Annotated in this window: 11 protein-coding genes; 7 read left to right on the top strand and 4 right to left on the bottom strand. The window is 74.9% G+C overall.

What is annotated here, in order from left to right:
* The first annotated feature begins 95 nt into the window (after window positions 1-95).
* The 4 genes from RND61_RS21685 to RND61_RS21670 are packed head-to-tail and all read left to right on the top strand — an operon-like array spanning window position 96 to window position 9,103.
* Entirely contained in the window at window positions 96-1,067 is a 972-nt protein-coding gene (locus tag RND61_RS21685) for an alpha/beta hydrolase (protein WP_315879701.1), read from the top strand.
* A complete protein-coding gene (locus RND61_RS21680; protein WP_315879700.1) occupies window positions 1,064-3,130 on the top strand; it encodes a vWA-MoxR associated conflict system protein in 2,067 nt (688 codons plus the stop codon). The genes RND61_RS21685 and RND61_RS21680 overlap by 4 nt, the downstream gene beginning before the upstream one ends.
* The gene (locus tag RND61_RS21675; protein ID WP_315879699.1) at window positions 3,127-4,062 is read left to right on the top strand and encodes an AAA family ATPase; all 936 of its coding nucleotides are present in this window, start codon (window positions 3,127-3,129) and stop codon (window positions 4,060-4,062) included. Before RND61_RS21680 ends, RND61_RS21675 begins: the two co-directional genes overlap by 4 nt.
* Window positions 4,055-9,103: a NaeI family type II restriction endonuclease gene (locus RND61_RS21670; RefSeq protein WP_315879698.1), complete on the top strand. Its 5,049-nt coding sequence runs from the start codon at window positions 4,055-4,057 to the stop codon at window positions 9,101-9,103. Before RND61_RS21675 ends, RND61_RS21670 begins: the two co-directional genes overlap by 8 nt.
* A gap of 218 nt (window positions 9,104-9,321) precedes the next feature.
* Here the strand turns inward: RND61_RS21670 and RND61_RS21665 are convergent, their stop codons facing one another.
* Complete coding sequence (locus RND61_RS21665; RefSeq protein ID WP_315879697.1) at window positions 9,322-9,582, bottom strand: DUF2180 family protein; 261 nt, start codon at window positions 9,580-9,582, stop codon at window positions 9,322-9,324.
* Window positions 9,583-9,622: 40 nt separating this feature from the next.
* Entirely contained in the window at window positions 9,623-10,519 is an 897-nt protein-coding gene (locus tag RND61_RS21660) for a glycosyltransferase family 2 protein (RefSeq protein WP_315879696.1), read from the bottom strand.
* A gap of 458 nt (window positions 10,520-10,977) precedes the next feature.
* Here RND61_RS21660 and RND61_RS21655 point away from each other — a divergent pair, with 458 nt between their 5' ends.
* Window positions 10,978-13,050 (top strand): pectinesterase family protein, encoded by a 2,073-nt coding sequence (locus tag RND61_RS21655; protein WP_315879695.1) that lies wholly within the window; start codon window positions 10,978-10,980, stop codon window positions 13,048-13,050.
* A 230-nt stretch (window positions 13,051-13,280) separates the two neighbouring features.
* Here the strand turns inward: RND61_RS21655 and RND61_RS21650 are convergent, their stop codons facing one another.
* Both RND61_RS21650 and RND61_RS21645 read right to left on the bottom strand, forming a co-directional pair.
* A complete protein-coding gene (locus RND61_RS21650; RefSeq protein WP_315879694.1) occupies window positions 13,281-13,859 on the bottom strand; it encodes a hypothetical protein in 579 nt (192 codons plus the stop codon).
* Window positions 13,860-13,864: 5 nt separating this feature from the next.
* A complete protein-coding gene (locus RND61_RS21645) occupies window positions 13,865-14,056 on the bottom strand; it encodes a hypothetical protein (protein WP_315879693.1) in 192 nt (63 codons plus the stop codon).
* A 792-nt stretch (window positions 14,057-14,848) separates the two neighbouring features.
* Here RND61_RS21645 and RND61_RS21635 point away from each other — a divergent pair.
* A complete protein-coding gene (locus tag RND61_RS21635; RefSeq protein WP_315879692.1) occupies window positions 14,849-15,910 on the top strand; it encodes an ABC transporter permease in 1,062 nt (353 codons plus the stop codon).
* A 76-nt stretch (window positions 15,911-15,986) separates the two neighbouring features.
* Window positions 15,987-16,520: a DoxX family protein gene (locus RND61_RS21630; protein ID WP_315879691.1), complete on the top strand. Its 534-nt coding sequence runs from the start codon at window positions 15,987-15,989 to the stop codon at window positions 16,518-16,520.
* The last annotated feature ends 89 nt before the right edge of the window (window positions 16,521-16,609 follow it).

Raw genomic sequence — 16,609 nt, 5'->3', positions numbered from 1 at the left:
GGGGTTGCCCACAGGCGTTGTCCACAGGGGTTGCCGGTCCTCGTCCGTACACGAAAAGATCGTTCTCCATCTGGACGTCGACGAAGGGGGGAGCGATGAAGCCTCGCCTGGTGTTCGTCCACGGCATCGGCGGTCCCCGGGATGCCGCGGCGGATCTGGAGGAGTGGTTACGCGCGGCGGCGCACGGCGCCCGCGCGGCCGGCCACAGCAACAGGCTGTCCGGCCTGACGGGGGGCTGGGCCGCCGATGTCCGCTTCGCCTACTACGGCGACCTGTTCCGCACGCCCGGCTCGCAGGGCACGGGCAGCGCGGCCGGGCCGCGGGCGTCCCGGCAGGACGAGGAGTTGGTCGCCGGGCTGCTCCTCGAAGCCGTCGACGAGCGACTGGCAGACCCGGCGCTGGCACCGGGCGAGGCCCGGGTGCTGCGTCACGCCCGTACGCAACTGGCCCCGCCCGGTGGCGCCCAGGGCGTGGGCGCGCCCGGCCGGCACGCGGTGAACGCGCTGACGAGTCTGATGGCGCTGCCCGGTCTGCGGTCCACCGGCGGCTGGCTCAGCGCCCGGCTCACGGCGGGCATGCTCGGCCAGGTCGCCCGCTACCTCAACCGCGGCGAGCCCGGAGACGACGGGGCGACCCTGGACGCCCGGATCCGCCGAAAGGTGGCCGCCTGCCTGGACGGCGACGGGCCGACGGTGGTGGTGGCGCACTCGCTGGGTACGGTCGTCGCCCTGGAGGCCCTGCACGCGCACGGGGGCGAGGTGCCGCTGCTGATCACCCTGGGGTCGCCGCTCGGGATGCGGACGGCGGTGCTGCCCCGTGTACGGCCGCAGCCGCTGAGCGCTCCGGCGTGCGTCGGCCGGTGGCTCAACTTCTGGGACCGCGACGACATCGTGGCCGCGCGGCCCCGGCTGGAGGACGTCGTGGTGCCGAACGCCTCCTCGGTCGGTCCCGTGAGCAGCCGGGTCGACTCGGACGGCGCGTGGGTGCACCCGGCCGCCAAGTACCTGGCGCAGGCCGCCGTGGCGGGTCCGCTCGTCGAGGCCCTGACCGCCGCCGCGGAGTCATGACCGGCCCGCGGCACGCCCTGGTGATCGGGGCGCAATGCCCTGACCTGGGCCTGCTGGACGAGTTGGAGGACGCGGCCCGGGCGCTGCACGACACGCTGACGGCGCCGTGGGCGGGCGGCTGCGAGAAGGACCCGCCGGGCGGGACGACGCTGCTGTGCGGCGACGGGGTGACGCGGGCGGACGTCGAGGCGGCGATCCGCACGGCGGCGCTCGGCGCGGGCGACGCGGGCGCGGTGCTGGTCGTCGCGCTGCTCGGCCACGGAATGGCCTCCGGGACGGGGCTGTACTTCATGGCGAGCGACTCGCGTGCGGAGGCGCCGCTGACGGCGGTGGACGTGGGATCGCTGCTGACGCAGGCGCTGGAGACGCAGGGCCTGGCGGGCGTCATCGCCATCGTGGACACGTGCCACGCGGGGAACGCGGTGCCGGACCTGAAGTCCGTCGCCAACGGCATCCGGCAGGGCGACACGCGGCTGTCCCTGCTCATGGGGTCGGGCGCGGCGGAGGAGGCGTACGGGCTGCGGTTCAGCCGGACGCTGGTGCAGGTGCTCCGGAAGGGGCTGCCCGCGGCGGGCGAGACGCTGGCGCCGGACGCCGTCGTGGAGGCCGTGCGCGACGACGGCGGCACGGCGGGGCAGGCGATCCTGCGGGCCGAGTTCGACGGGGCGCGGTTCGGGCCCGGCCCGCTGTGGCTGGCCCGCAATCCCCGGCACGCGGCCACCGGGGGCGCGCTGATCGGCCGGGTCGGGTCGGAGGAGCTGGCCCGGGCGGTCGCGGCGGTGGACGAGTCGCTGTTCGCCGGTCCGGTGACGACGGCCCAGGACATCGGCGCCGTACGGGACGGGCTGGCGGCGGCCCCGCCGTCCCCCGCCCGGGAGTGGGCGCTCGACGTGGTGGACGCGCTGAACGCGGCGGCGCGGACCGTCGGCCTGCTCGGCTCCTGGCCCGGCGCGCCGCTCACGTCGGGGCTCCTTCGGCGGACGTTCACCGCGGCGTGCCCCGGCCCCGTGGAGTCGCCGCCCGGTTCGTCGGGCACGGACCTGCTGCGCGACGCCGTCGAGTACCTGCTGCTGCGGGCACCGGTGGCGGGGAAGCGGCGGATGGGGCCGCTCGTCGACTTCGTGGCGCTGCTGGCGCACGAGACGGGTGTGGACCCGGGGACGCCGGCGGTGCGCGACTGGGCGGCGGCCCTGGGCGCGGTGATCGACCTGAACGACGCGTTCGAGCGGTTGGCCGACCGGACGCGTGACATGCGGTTGCGGCTGGTGGTGAGCCTGCACGCGGCCGTCGGTGACGAGTGGCCGGAGTCGTTGGCGGCCTGGCTGCTGGACGGCGGTGAGGTGCGCGACCGCGAGGAGTTCGCGTGCAGCCCGGACCGGGCCGGTGTGGAGCGGCAGGTGGGCGCCGCGTTGCGGTGGGCGTCCCGGCTGGCCGCCGGGATGGACGTGCCGCTGCGCCGGGTCGAGGTCGCCGCGCCGGCCCCGCTGCTGCTCCAGTGGCGCCCGGAGGAGACCGACTTCGGGATGCGACTGGGCGCCGATCACGACGTCGTCCTGCGGTGGAGCGACCGCATCCAGCCGCCCGACCACCTGTGGTGGATCAACGACCGGGCGCGCAGGACGCTCCGCGCCATGGAGGACTGCTCCGACGGCACGCGGCTGGAGTGGCTCGGCGAGCCCGACACCCGGCAGGCGCGGGAGCTCCGCGACCGGTTGCTCGGCGGGCCGCGTACGCGCGCGGTCGCCCTGGAGCACCGGCCGCCGCACCTCGGCGACGTGCTGGAGACGCTGCTGGCGTCCTCCCCCATCGTGCTGTGGCCGGAGGACGAGGCGCACCGCGTCCCGGCCGAGGCGCGCCGCTACCTGGACGCACACTGGCACCTGCTGCCCGGCGAGTTCTGCCGGGCGTACCGCGACCGGTGGAGCGGCTGCGGCACCGCGGCCGCCGGGTGGTCGGGGCGCGGACACCTGGCCCGGCTGCGCACGGTGTGGGACGACGCGGAGTGGCTGGATTTCTGCAGGTGGTTCGAACAGTTCGCAACGGATGGGGAGAGTCCCGCATGACCTGGCAGCCCTTCTACGCGGGAACCGGCAGCGCGCCGCGCGAGCGGGTGGAGCTGGCCCCGCCACCGCCCTGGCGGATGTTCCCCCGCAGGTCCCTGCACGAGCAGTTCGTCCCGCCGCGGGGCCTGGTGGAGGCGGTGAACGCCGCGCTGGTCCTGCGCCGCCCCCTGCTGCTGACCGGCCCGGCGGGTTCGGGCAAGTCCACGGTGATCGAGCAGGTCGCGGCGGAGCTGGAGCTGGGCCCGGTGCTGCGCTGGCACATCACGTCCCGCAGCGGCCTCGCGGACGCCCTGTACCGGTACGACGCCCTGGGCAGGATCCACGCGCAACGGCTGGAGGGGCCGGACGGCGGCGACGACATCGCGCCGTTCCTGCGGATGGGCCCCCTCGGCACGGCGCTCCTGCCGGCGCGGCGACCCCGGGCGCTGCTCATCGACGAGATCGACAAGAGCGACCTGGACCTGCCCAGCGATCTGCTGGACGTGCTGGAGCGGGGCGAGTTCGAGATCCCGGAGCTGGCCCGGTACGGCAGGGACGTGGTGGCCGTCCGGGAGTGGGGCGGCGACGCGTACCACGAGGTGACGCGGGGCCGGGTGCAGTGCACGGAGTTCCCGTTCATCGTGATGACCAGCAACGGGGAGCGGGACTTCCCGGCCGCGTTCCTGCGCCGGTGCATCCGCTTCACGATGCCGATGCCGACACCGGAGACCCTGCTCAGGGTCGTCGCGGCGCACCTGGGCGCCGACGCGGCGCGGTCGGAGGCGGCCGGTGAGCTGGTGGACGCGTTCGTCGAGCGGCTCACGGCCGGCGAGAGCCTCGCCGTGGACCAGTTGCTCAACGCCGTCCACCTGCTGACCGGGGACGGGGCGCCGGACGACGAGCGGCGGCAGGCCGTCGTGGACCTGCTGCTGCGGGAGTTGTCCCGTGTCTGACGCGCTGGGCCGGGTCCTGTCCGCGCTGCGCTCGGCCGCCCCCCACCTGGACCCGGCCGCGGGCGGCGGACCGGGGCCGGGCGGCGGGCTCGACGGCACGGGGCTGGCGGAGGCCCTCTGGCTGGCGGCCACGATGGCGCGGCACCGCCCCGCGGATCCTCCGTCGACGGGCCCGCCGCCGTCCGCCGCGCCGGGGGGTGACGCGCCCGCGTCGCGGGAGGCCGGGCCGCAGGACCCGCCGCGGCAGCCCGCGGCACGCGCGTCCGACCCGGTGGCGCCCGGCGCGGCGGCGCGCGCCGCCGGGACGCGCGGGCTGCACGAGCGGCTGCCCGGAGCCGGTACGCGGCTGCGCGGCCACGCCGTGGCGGCGCCTCGCGCCACGGGCCTGCCCCGCGCCCTGGAGGTGACGCGGGCGCTGCGGCCGTGGAAGCGCCCGTGGCCGGAGGGACGGCGCGGCGCGCTGGACATCGAGGCGACCGTGGACGGGTACGCCCGCAGCGGCGAGTTGATCCCCGTGTTCGCGGCCGCTCCGGAACGGTGGTTCGACCTGACGCTGGTCGTCGACCGCTCCCCCAACATGCGGGTGTGGGAGGAGACCCTCGACGACTTCACCACCGTCCTGGACCGTCTGGGTGCCTTCCGCACGCTCCAGGTGCGGGACCTGCTGTTCGACGGGGCCGGGCGTCCGCAGGCACCGGGCCAGCTGCGCCAGGCGGACGGCCGGAGGCTGGTCGTCGTCGTGTCCGACTGCGTGGCCGCGCCGTGGCGGGCACCGGCCGTGTGGCGGCTGCTGCGGGAGTGGGCGGCCACGACGCCCATGGCGCTGCTGAACCCGCTCCCGACGAAGCTGTGGCGGCGCGGCGGGCTGAACCTCCCCACGGTCCGGTTCACGCCCGCCGCGCCCGGCGCCCACCGCAGCCGCCTCCCGCACGAGGCGCCCCCGCTGCTCGACCTCGCCGGCCCGGACGGCGCGGCCCGCAGCGGCGCGGCCACCGGGGAGGGCGCGGGGCGCGACGACGCGGGGGCGTGGCTGCCGATCCCCGTGCTGTCGCTGTCGCCGCACTCGCTGGACCGCTGGTCGCGGGCGGCGATGCGCGGCGCACCCGAGGGCTGTACGGCCGTCCTCGTCCCGCCGGGCGGGCGGTTGCCGGGCCGGTCCCGGCCGCGCGCCGCGTCGCTGTCACCCGGTACGGCCGCGAAGGGCTTCCTCCGCACGGCCGCTCCCCGGGCGGTGCGGCTGGCTGTGCTGTGCGCGCCGTTCGACCGGCTCAGCCTGCGGCTGCTCCACGTGATCCGCCGGGAACTGGTGCCCGACGCGACGACCGCCGACGTGGCGGAGGCGGTGACGAGCGGGCTGTTCGAGCTGGAGCAGCCCGCGGGCGACTCCGGGCCGCTGGAGCTGGTCCTGCCCGAGGAGGTCAGGGCGGTGCTGCGGGAGCGGCTGCCCGCGCACGAGGCGTGGCGGGTCCACCAGGCCCTCGACCGGCACGTGGCGTCCCTCGGCGACGGCCGGCCGGGGCTGCGCTCGGTGGCGTACGACGCGTCCGGGCCCCATGAGTTGCCGGCCGAGCAGGAGGCGTTCGCCCGGGCGTCCCGGCAGACGCTGGAACTGCTGGGGCTGGCGGTGCCCGGCGGAGAGGGGCCCGCACCGGACGGAGGCGGGGAGACGGACGGGGCCGGGGCGACGGGCGCGGAGTCCGACGCGTTCCCGCCCCCGCCCGAGAGGTTCGTCGAGCGGGGGCACACCGTCGAGTCCCTCCTCGCCCGGCTCGCGGATCCGGCCGCGGGCGTCGTGTGGGTGACCGCGGTCCGGGACGATCCCGGCGCGGGGCGGACGGCACTGGCACTGCGGGCGGCCCACCGCTTCGCCGGTGAGCGGCACTTCGTCGACATGCGCGGTTCGAGCGACCACCCCGTACCGCCCGAGGCGGCGCTGCACCGCCTGCTGACCTCCCTGGGGGCACCCGACGACGGAGAGGCGCGCTCCGCCGAGGAACTGGCCGCCGAGCTGGCCGAGGCGGTCACCGGGCGGCGTGTGCTGCTCGTCCTCGACGACGTGCCCGAGCCCGCGCGGATGGAGCGCCTACTGCCGTCCGTACCCGGCTGCGCCGTGCTCGCCACGACCCGGGTGACGGACGTGGCGCCCGAGCACCGACTGGCGCCCCTGCTGGACGGGGAGGCCGCGGACCTCCTCGCCACCTGGGCCGGCCGGGAAGGGCACGAGGGGCGTGCCGCCCTGCGGGAGCTGCCGGCCGGCCGCGCGTGGTGGCCGCTCACGCTCCGGCTCATCGGGTCCTGGATCGCTTCGAGTGCCGCGCCGCCCCCGGCCGAGTTGTCCCGGATGATCCGCGACAGCTTGTCCGGCAGGACGCGGGCGACGCCGAAGGAGGACCTGGCCGCCGTCCTCCACCTGCGGCTGCGGGCCCTGCCCGCCCCGGAGCGGGAGGCGCTGCGCCGCTTCGTGCTCGTCCCGACCGGGCAGCTGACCCGCACGGAGGCGTGGGCCCTCCTCGGCGGCGACCGGGCCGCCCGCGCGGCGCTCGACCGGCTGACCGCCGAGGGACTGCTGGACCGGCGGGCCGCCGGGGTGTACCGCGTGCCGGAGGAGGTGCGCCGCCACACGATCCGGGAGCACGGGTACGGCGCCGAGGCGGCGGCCCCCCTCCTCCAGCGGCTCGTCGGCCACTACCTCGCCCGCGCCGCCGCGCTGTACGAGGAGGACCGCCCCGACTCCGCCCTCGTGGTCAACCTGGGGGTGCGGGCCACCGACATCCTCGACGACCCGGTTTCGCGGCACGTCTGGCTCGACAACGCGCTGGCGCTGGCCGCCTCGGCCGGCGGGGCCCCCGACCCGCTGCCGCGGCAGGTGCCCGACCTGCTGCTGCTCCTCCACGTCCACGGCGCCTCGGCCTCCTACCGGTCGCGGTTCGAGGAAGCCGCGAGGGCCGTGATCGGGAGGGCCTCCGCACGCTCCGGGGAGCCGACGGCCCGGGCCGTGGTCGCCCTGGCCCTGTCGCAGTACGCCGCCGGGGCGGTCGCGGACGCCGCGTCGACGTTGAACGGGCTGCCGGGGGACGCGTGGGACCGGGACGACGCCCTGCGCGGTCCGGTGAACCGACTGGCCGGGCAACTGGCCCTGGCGAGGGGCGCGCCGACCGAGGCCGAAGAACCCCTGAGGCGGGCGCTCGACGCCTTCCGCGCGGACGACGACCGCTTCGGCGTGGCGGCGACCTGTCTGGACCTGGCATCGGTCCTCACCCGGCTCGGCAGGACCGACGAGGTGCTCCGGACGGTGCTGGAGGCGCTCGGCGGCTATCCGGACTCGGTTCCCCACCCGCTGATGCGCAGCGCCCTCCTGGCGCTGGAGGACGCGCTCGCGACGGCCGGCCGGTACGGCGAACTGCTCTCCGCGCAGGAGGCGCTCCTCGCCCAGTACCGGACGGAAGGCGGGGACTCCCGCGCCGAGGGCCTGCTCCTGACCCGCATCGCGCGGACGCTGGTCGCGCTGGACCGGCTCGACGAGGCCGGGGAAGCCGCACGGGCAGCGCTCGAGCGCCTGGACGGCCCCGGCGCGCAGGCCGACCGGGAGGAGGCCCAGCGGCTGCTCGACGAGGCCGGGGCGAGTCCCGGTTCCCCGAAGCCCCGGACCATCGTCGCCGTCGAAACGGACGGTGATCCGCGGGCGACGGGCGAGGCCCTTTCGCTCGCCCTGACCTCCGTGGCCGGGGGCCGCGACCTCGGGTGGTCGGACCACCGCCTGGTGGTCGGGGACGACCGCTGCCTGCTGTTCCTGCCCGCCGACGTCCCGCTCGACGCACTGCTCAGCACGCTGGCGGAGCGGCTGCCGGACGAACTGGAGGCGGCCGGGCGGCACCCGGCGGTGCGGCTGGCCGTGCACGTGGGTTCCGTCGAAGGGTTCGACGAAGGACGGGCGGAGGCCGAGCTGAACGTGCGGCTCGCGTTGGGCATGCTGCGCTCCGCGGAGTTCCGGGCGCTCTCGGAGAACTTCCCCTTCCACCCCGCCCTGTGCGTCTCGCCCGAGGTGTTCGGCCGGCTCGGCCACGGGGACGGGCTCGTGGCAGGACGGTTCGTGCCGCGTGAGGTCACCGGGGCGGACGGCCGGGTCGTGTGCGTCGTCCTCACCCCGCACGTCGACCTGACCGCGTACGACGCCGAACTGCTCATGCTGGCCCGCGTGTTCAACGACCGCGACCCGGACGGGCGGGCGATGGCGGCGGCCGTACGGGAGTCCCTGGACGCGGTGCTCGCCCCGGAGGCCACCGGCCGCTACGACGTGGCGGAGCTGGACGAGCGGGAGAAGGCGCTGATCGGGCCACGGCTGGAGCTGGAGCTGCGGCGCCTGTTCCCCGCGGTGGCGCCGTTCCGGCTGAGGCTGTCGCTGGACGGCGGTCGGGGCTGGGCGTCGTTCTCGCGGGCCGAGCACGGCGAGATCTTCCTGGTCGTCCAGGCCGACGACGCGCACGCCCGGTGGTCGGCCGGGCTGCTGCGGATGCGCCACGGCATGACGGTCGCGCCGGTGCACCGGGACGCGCCGTCACCGCTCACGGCACAGGCGCGGATGGCGGTGCTGTGGCTGCACCGCGGCGCGCCGCTGCCGGAGAACGTGCTGCTGCGCCTGCCCGAGGCGGACCGCGTCGCGGTCCTGGCGCCCGCGTCCGTCGTGGACCGTGCGGCGGAGCTGTTCCGGCGGGTGCGGGAGCGGCCGGTGCCCGAGGCGGCGCTGCGGGCCGTGACGCGGCGCCGTGACAGCGCCCGCCTGGTCCGGGAGGCGGCCACGGCGCTCCGGGAGGAGGGCGTGCTGGTGGTGGGCGGCAACCGGCGGGGACGGGAGCTGGCCAGGGCGCTGCGGATCCCCGTGCCGGAGGCGGACGCGTACGTGAGCGTACGGCTGACCCGCCGCCGGCCGCACCACGGCGGGCCGTCGATCCTCGCGGGTGGCGTGGCCTGGGTGGTGGCCGGGCCAAACGATCCGGTGGAGCCGCTCCCGCAGGACCTGCCGGCCCCCCGGCGGCCCAGGTGACCCGCCACCGGGACCGCGGCCGCCGGCGGTGCGGGCGCGCGGGCGCCGTCGCCGTGGCGCGTTCCCCGGCCGCGCGGGCCCGGCCGACGGCGGGGGCGCGAGCCCGGTCCCGGCTCACACGCCCGTGGGCCAGGTCTCCTCCTCGCGGGCGTCCGGCAGGGCGTCGTCCCGCACCCGCCGGGCGTCGCCGCCAGGGGTACCCGCCGGTGCCGCGCCGGTTATGGCACGCCCCCTTCGCCGCCGCCCCCGTCGAGGACGCCGCCCCCGTCAAGGGGGCCGCCCTCGCCGGGGGCGCTCGGTACGCCGACGCACACGCCGCACAGGAGGCGGCGGCCCTGGGCCCTCCGGGAGGGTCCCGGCCCGACGATCTCGTGGAGTTCCTCGCCGCGCACCCGCACGTGGTCCCGGCAGAGTCCGGCGCCGCAGGAGCGGCACACGGCGACGGCCGGGTTCGGCCGGGCGCATTCGTAGCAGTTCACGGTCTTCCTCCCTCTCGGCGCCGGCCGGAGCCGCCGTCCGTCACCCGACGTAGCGGCGGGCCGTGGACTCGCGCTGCGCCTTCGACAGGGCCCGGAGGCGCGCCTCGACGGACGGGGGCACGACGCGCCGTTCCCGCAGGACCCAGGGCAGTCCGGCCGCCGCGGCCGCGAAGGCCCTGGCCGACGCGCGGTCGCGGGGCACCGTACGGGCCAGGTGCAGGGTCCTGCGCAGGGCGGGCCCGACCGGGCGGCGCAGCCAGCAGAACCACAGGGTGTTGCGCAGCCCGTCGATGCGGCGCTGCGTGGAGTCGCGGGCCTTGGACGGGGCGTGGTGGACGGTGAGGTCGGAGACGTACGCGAGCCACCAGCCCAGCGTCGCGAGGTCCGTGGCCAGCAGTTCCTCTTCGCCGCCGAGCCACAGCCGCTCGTTGAAGCCGCCCGCCGCGAAGAAGGCGTCCCGGCGCATGACGGTGGCTGCCGCCAGGAACGACCCGAGCGCGGGACCGGGCAGCCAGTCCGGGCCCCTGACCGGCGAGTCGCGCAGCTCGGCGACGATCGGGTCCTCCCGGCCGCCCGGCTCGACGAGGATGCGCGCCGTCACCGCGGCGAGCCGCTCGTGCCGGTCCAGCAGGTCGGCGGCGCGGGCCGGCGAGCCGGGCTCCCACCAGGAGTCGTCGTCGCAGAAGGCGACGTACGGCGTACGGGCGTGGCGCACGGCGAGGTTCCGGCCGACGGCGCCCAGGTTGGCACCGGGGGTGAGCAGGGTGACGTCCGGGTGGCAGCGGGTGACGGCTTCGGCGGTGCCGTCCGTCGAGGCGTTGTCCACGACGATCACGGGCAGCCGCTCGGGCAGCCGTACGGTCCGGTCGAGGGTGCGGAGCAGTTCGTCGCGCCGGTCGTGGGTGATGATGACGACGGTGGTGCGCGGATCGGTCACGTGGGCGCTCCTCTCCCGTACGGGCGGCTCCCCGCGGTCCGGCGCGGTCCGGGTGCCGTCGTGCGCGCTCCGGTCGCGGTCCGGTGTCCGGGGCCTCCCTCCCGGCTACCGTCCCAGGACCGGGTGAAACAGGGCGGCGCGCCGCCCTCCGCCCCCCCTCCGCGAGGGTGGCCTCCCGGGCCGCGCCCGGCGGGGGACCCGAGGCCGCCGGGGCGGGCGGTACGCCTCCCCGTACCGGCGCCCCGGATCCACCGGGCTCCGCGACGCGGCCGGCGCGCGCCCGGACCGCCCCACCCAGTCCCCCGCCCGGGCCGCCCCACCGGGGCAGCGGGCGCGGAGGCGGGACCGCTCGGCATCGGGCCGGTACCGGGGCAACCTTTCGCGGGTCGGCGGCGACTGCCCTGTGCTCGACCTTCGGCGCGAGCAGCACATCCCCCACGCAGTATCGGAGCCAGTACATGACTGAAACCCGTGGTCGGGCGCGTCACCGCAGGCGGAGGACGGCCCTCACCGGCGTCCCCCTCGCCCTCGCCGCCGCCGGCGTCCTCGCCTACGGAAGCGCCTTCGGCGTCTTCGGCGAGGAGGAGCGGCAGTCCGCGTCCGCGGCGACGGCCGCCGTCCCGGCCTGGGCCGGTGACGTCGCCGACGGTTTCGCCTCCGTCAACGCGCTCGGCCAGAACGGCACGTACGGCGGCCGGGGCGGCAGGACCGTCACCGTGCGGACGCTCGCCGACCTGGAGAAGTACGCGACCGCCGCCGAGCCGTACATCATCGTCGTGGCCGGGACGATCACCATGAATCCGGTCGGCAAGGAGATCCGCGTCGCCTCCGACAAGACGATCGTCGGTTCCGGGACCAGCGGGCACATCGTGGGCGGCGGCTTCTTCCTCGGCCCCGGCGTCCACAACGTCATCATCAGGAACCTGACGATCCGGGACGCCTACCAGGGCGTGTGGAACGACAAGGACCACGACTACGACGCCGTGCAGATGGACGGCGCCCACCACGTCTGGATCGACCACAACGACCTGCGGCACATGGCCGACGGCCTCATCGACGTCCGCAAGGACAGCACCTATGTGACGGTGTCCTGGAACCGGCTGAGCAACAACAACAAGACCTTCGGCATCGGCTGGACCACGAACGTCGTCACCGACATCACGATCCACCACAACTGGCTGCGCGAGACCGAGCAGCGCAACCCCTCGACGGACAACGCGGCCCGTGCGCACCTGTACAACAACTACCTCGAGGACACTCCGGGCACGGACATCACCTCGGCGTACGGCAACTACTCCCGCGGCAAGACCCGGATGGTCCTGGAGAACAGCTACTTCCAGGGCGTGCGGAACCCCGTCATCCGGGACAGCACCGCCGTGCTCGTCCAGCGCGGCAACGTCTTCTCCGGCACCAGCGGCCGCAACGAGAGCGGTGGCGGCGCGGCGTTCGACCCCCGGTCGTCCTACGCCTACACGCTCGACAAGGCCGACGCCGTACCCGCGCTGCTCAGGGCGGGTGCCGGGCCGAGGCCGTCGATCGGCACGGCGGCGACCACGGCCGCCCGGGCCGCCGCCGCGCAGACGCTCACGGTCGCCAAGAGCGGCGCCCAGTTCACCAGCGTGCAGAAGGCCGTCGACGCCGTCCCGGCGAACAACGCCTCACGGGTCGTCATCTCCGTCGCCCCCGGAACGTACCGCGAGACGGTCCGGATCCCGGCGAACAAGCCGCACGTCACGATCCAGGGCTCGGGCGGCAGCCGCAAGGACACCGTCATCGTCTACGGCAACGCGTCCGGCACCCCGAAGCCGGACGGCTCGGGCACGTACGGCACCGGCGGCAGCGCCACCGTGGCCGTGGAGGCCGACGACTTCCAGGCCCGCAACCTGACCATCACCAACGACTTCGACGAGGCGAGGAACCAGCACCTCAGCGGCCACCAGGCGGTCGCCCTGCGCACCGCCGCCGACAAGGTCCTCCTCGACGGCGTCATCGTCAACGGCGACCAGGACACCCTGCTGCTGGACACCGCCGCCAAGGACAGGCTCGGCCGCGTCTACGTCACCAACTCCTACATCACCGGCAACGTCGACTTCGTCTTCGGCCGCGCGACCGCGGTGATCGACAAGTCGGTGCTGTCGCTGAAGAAGCGCTGGGACGGCACGTCCGCCGGCTACATCGCCGCGCCCAGCACCCCCGCGAACCGCAAGGGCTTCCTGATCAACCGGTCCGTCGTCAACGGCGACGTATCCCCGCGCAGCTTCCACCTCGGCCGCCCCTGGCACGCCGGCGGCGACGCGACCCTGGACCCGCAGGTCACCGTCCGGGACACGACGCTCAGCGACGCGATCAAGACCGCCCCGTGGAGCGACATGAGCGGCTTCTCGTGGAAGGACGCCCGCTTCGCCGAGTACCGCAACACCGGCCCCGGCGCGGGCGCCGCCGGTACGAACCGCCCGCACCTCACCGCCGACCAGGCCGCCGACCAGGAGGTCGCGGACTGGCTGGGCGGCTGGACGCCCACCGCATCCTGACCCCGACCCACCACCACTCCCCTCCGCTGCGGCGCACCCCGGCGCGCCGCAGCGGAGGCCGTACGCCCACACCACCGGTCCGGCCCTCACCCTGCGGTGTCCGGCGCTGTCCGGCGGACGCCGCGGCGGCTCACCCAGACGGCACCGCTGCGATCTGACGGAGTACGGTAGGCGATTTCCTGAAAAACCGTGCCGCACCTCCCCGCTTGCTCAGCGTGAGCGCCCCGGGTTCAATAACAGACGCGAAAACCATAAGCTCGCGCACTGGCTCGCCGCTCTGCTTGGACTTTTTCGTCGGCGAGTTGGTCCAGTTCCACTTGGGCCCGATCGGTGTCACCGGCTGCCCATAAATCTCGCACCCGCTGAATTGCCGCTACGTCCGCGTATTGCTTTTCGATGAAAGTGTCGGCCTTACCTGCGTCGCCCGCCGGCGGCGTCATGGCGTGCCACTCGTTCGCCATGTTTGTGCCGAGCTGGATCAGAGTGGTGAAGAGTTCCCAGCTCAGCTCCGCGCCTGCGGTGGTGTGCTTTTCAGCCTGTCGAGTCCACTTCTGACAGATCGCGTCAGCGGCTTTGATGTACTCGGCTTTTTCAGGCGGTTCCGGCACGGTTGGGCCGGGCGTGATCGAGTGCGACTGCTGTGCAGCTTCCTGCTTCGGCACCGCATCCGGCTCGGCCGCCCGTCCGTTTGCCTCGTTGCCACTGTTTTGGTTGCCGCACACCGACCCGGTGCAGTTGTTGCAGCCTGTGACAAACGTCAGTACGACGAGGCTGGCGCCCAACCAGCCGGCCGCGGCACGAATGTTCATGTCGTTCACCGTGTCGGCGAAGGCGCGGGGCCCACATTGTTGTCCTTGTTTCCGTCGCCGCAGACACTCCCGACACAGGTGTTGCTGCTGCCCCCCACGGTGTTGGCCACGGTGAAGATGCCGATCACCGCCAAGGCCACCACCCCCAGCGTCATGATGAGCTTGATCCAGACTCTCCGGCGGTCCGTGCCGCTCATGCCAACCATGCGCCCCCCTGCCTGCATCCGTTGGTTCCGGGCCATGGTGACACACGTCACGTTCAGCTGTAGTTGAGTTCTACGAACAACATGGAGCGCAGTGACGACTCAAAGCACTGCTCTACCGGCTCCCGCTCCAGACGGCTGCTGCCTCGCCACCTCCGACCAGGAGAACCGTCTCCACCGGAGGCTTCGCGTGCCTGCCCACCCGCCGGGCGCCGGCGTCTCCAGTTCCGCCCTTCGCTCCCTCACCCTGCGGCTGCGGCGGCACCCCCGCGAGACCGGCTCCCGCCGGCGGTCTCTGAGCGCCGACCGTCAGGCCCTGCTCACGCTCGCCCACGTGCGGGTGGGCCACCCAGGATGTCCGCTGAAGATCCAAGCACTCGCCGAACAGCCCGTCGTCCCCCTCAGGTCCCGGCGCGCCCTTCGCAAACCACGGTGCCCGGCCGTCCGAATCACCAAGCTCGTCCAAGTCGTCCTCGCCCTTCACCTGACCAGCTCAGGGTGAGGCAGGAAAAGCTCACTGCCGCGCGGGAAGGTTCCGCCTGCACCAGGACGCCGAGTCACGTCCGGCGGACGCGGAGGGAGACGGCTCCGGAACCGTTCGGCCGGCCGGCCCGGCCCGGGGCGCGCCCCTCCCCGGGCCGGGGAGAGCGGCGTCGCCGGTGGCCCCGGCCCGGGTGGTGCGGACCTCCCCGTGGACGGGCCCCGACCCTCGAATGAACCGCCATCACGTGCCGGTTCCGTCCGGGTGTGTCAGGGTCGTGCCTGGTTGAAGGGAGGGTGTGCGGAATGGCCGATACGCCCCATGGCGGCCACGGCAAGCCGCCCACACGCGGGCAGCACTGGGCCGCGTTCCGGCAGTCACCACTGCTGCCGGCCGTCGTGCTGGTGCTGATCCTCGCGGCCGCCGCCGGGCTGTTCGCCGGCTCGTACACCTACTCCATGGCCAATCCGACCCCGCGTTCGATCCCGGCGGCCGTGGTCGGCGCGTACCAGCAGGACCGGGGCCGGGCGTTCCTGGAGGGCATGGAGAAGGCCCTGAGCGCCTCGGTGAAGGTGCGCACCTACGACAGTGTCGCGCGGGCCCGGCGGGCGATCGACGAGCAGGAGATCTTCGCGATCTTCGACGTGCGCGACGACGGACGCAGCGTCGTCCTGGACGTCTCGGGGGCCTCGGGCGTCTCGGTGGCCCAGGTACTGGCCGAGACCGCCCCGGCCGTGGGCCGCAGGACCGGAGTCGCGGTCACCGTCCGGGACATCAAACCGCTGCAACCGGGCGACCCCCGGGGGCTGACCATCTTCTACATCTCGCTGGCCGCCGTGATCATCGGTTTCGTCGGCGCCATCCAGCTGAGCGTGCACGCACGGGCGCTCACCCCACCGGAGCGCATCGCCTTCACCGTCGCGTACGCACTGCTCGGCGGCTTCACGATCGCGGCGGCCGTGGACTGGGTGCTCGGCGCGCTCGACCTGCCGTTCGTCGAGTCCTGGCTGATCCTGGCGCTGACGATGTTCGCCAGCGGCATGGTCTTCACCATGTTCAACACGCTGATCGGACGCTGGGCGATGCTGCCGACGTGGGGGCTGATGGTGCTGTTGGGCAACCCCTCGTCCGGCGGCGCGGTGTCCTGGCCGCTGCTGCCGTCCGTACTGGGGGCGATCGGCCAGTGGTTGCCGCCCGGTGCCTCCGTCAGCGCCCAGCACACGGCCGTGTACTTCGCCGGGCACCAGCACGCGCTCCCGTTCCTGGTGCTGTCCGGGTGGGCGCTGGTGTCGTGCGCGGTGTTCTGGACCTGGCGGCACCGCCATCCCGGCAGTCGCGAGCGCCGTCCGGCGCACGCCGCCCCGTGAGGGTCCCGCGCATGTCCCCGACCGCCGCCGGGAACCCGGCGACCACCATCCGTCCGACGTCCTTCGGAGAGTTGCCATGAGTGTGCTGCGCCTGGTCGGCCGTCCCCTGCTCGCGTCGATGTTCGTCGCCGGGGGCCTGAACTCGGTGCGTGAACCCGAGCAGGTCGCGTCCGCCGCGGAGTCCGTCGTCCGTCCCGTCACCGAACGGGTGGCGGTGCTGCCCGACCGCACCGAGCAGGTCGTACGACTGAGCGGTGCCGTGCAGGTGGCAACGGGGCTGATGCTCGCGACCGGACGGATGCCCCGGCTCGCCGCGCTGGCCCTCGCGGGCACGCTGGTGCCGACGACCCTGGCCGGGCACCGCTTCTGGGAGGCGGAGGACCCGGCCGAACGCTCCCAGCAGCTCATCCACTTCCTGAAGAACCTCTCCATGCTCGGCGGCCTGCTCATCGCCGCCGACGACACCGCGGGCGCCCCGTCCCTGCTGTGGCGGAGCCGCCACGGCGCCCGGGGCCTGCGGCACGACGCGCGTCTGGCGCGCCGTACCGCGCGGGCCGCGGCACGCGCGACCGCCGGCGCGGGCGCGCTGCGGACGAGGCTGCCCCTCTGACACCGGGGCGGGAACGGGGTGCGGACGGCGGTGCCGCACCCCGTTCCCGTACCTCATTGTGCGGATGGCCTTCCCGTCCCGGGCTCGGG

The sequence above is a fragment of the Streptomyces tamarix genome (assembly GCF_032423885.1).
Lineage (GTDB): Bacteria > Actinomycetota > Actinomycetes > Streptomycetales > Streptomycetaceae > Streptomyces > Streptomyces tamarix.
The sequence above is the reverse complement of the archived record's forward strand: the minus strand, read 5'-3'. Positions and strand labels throughout refer to the sequence as shown.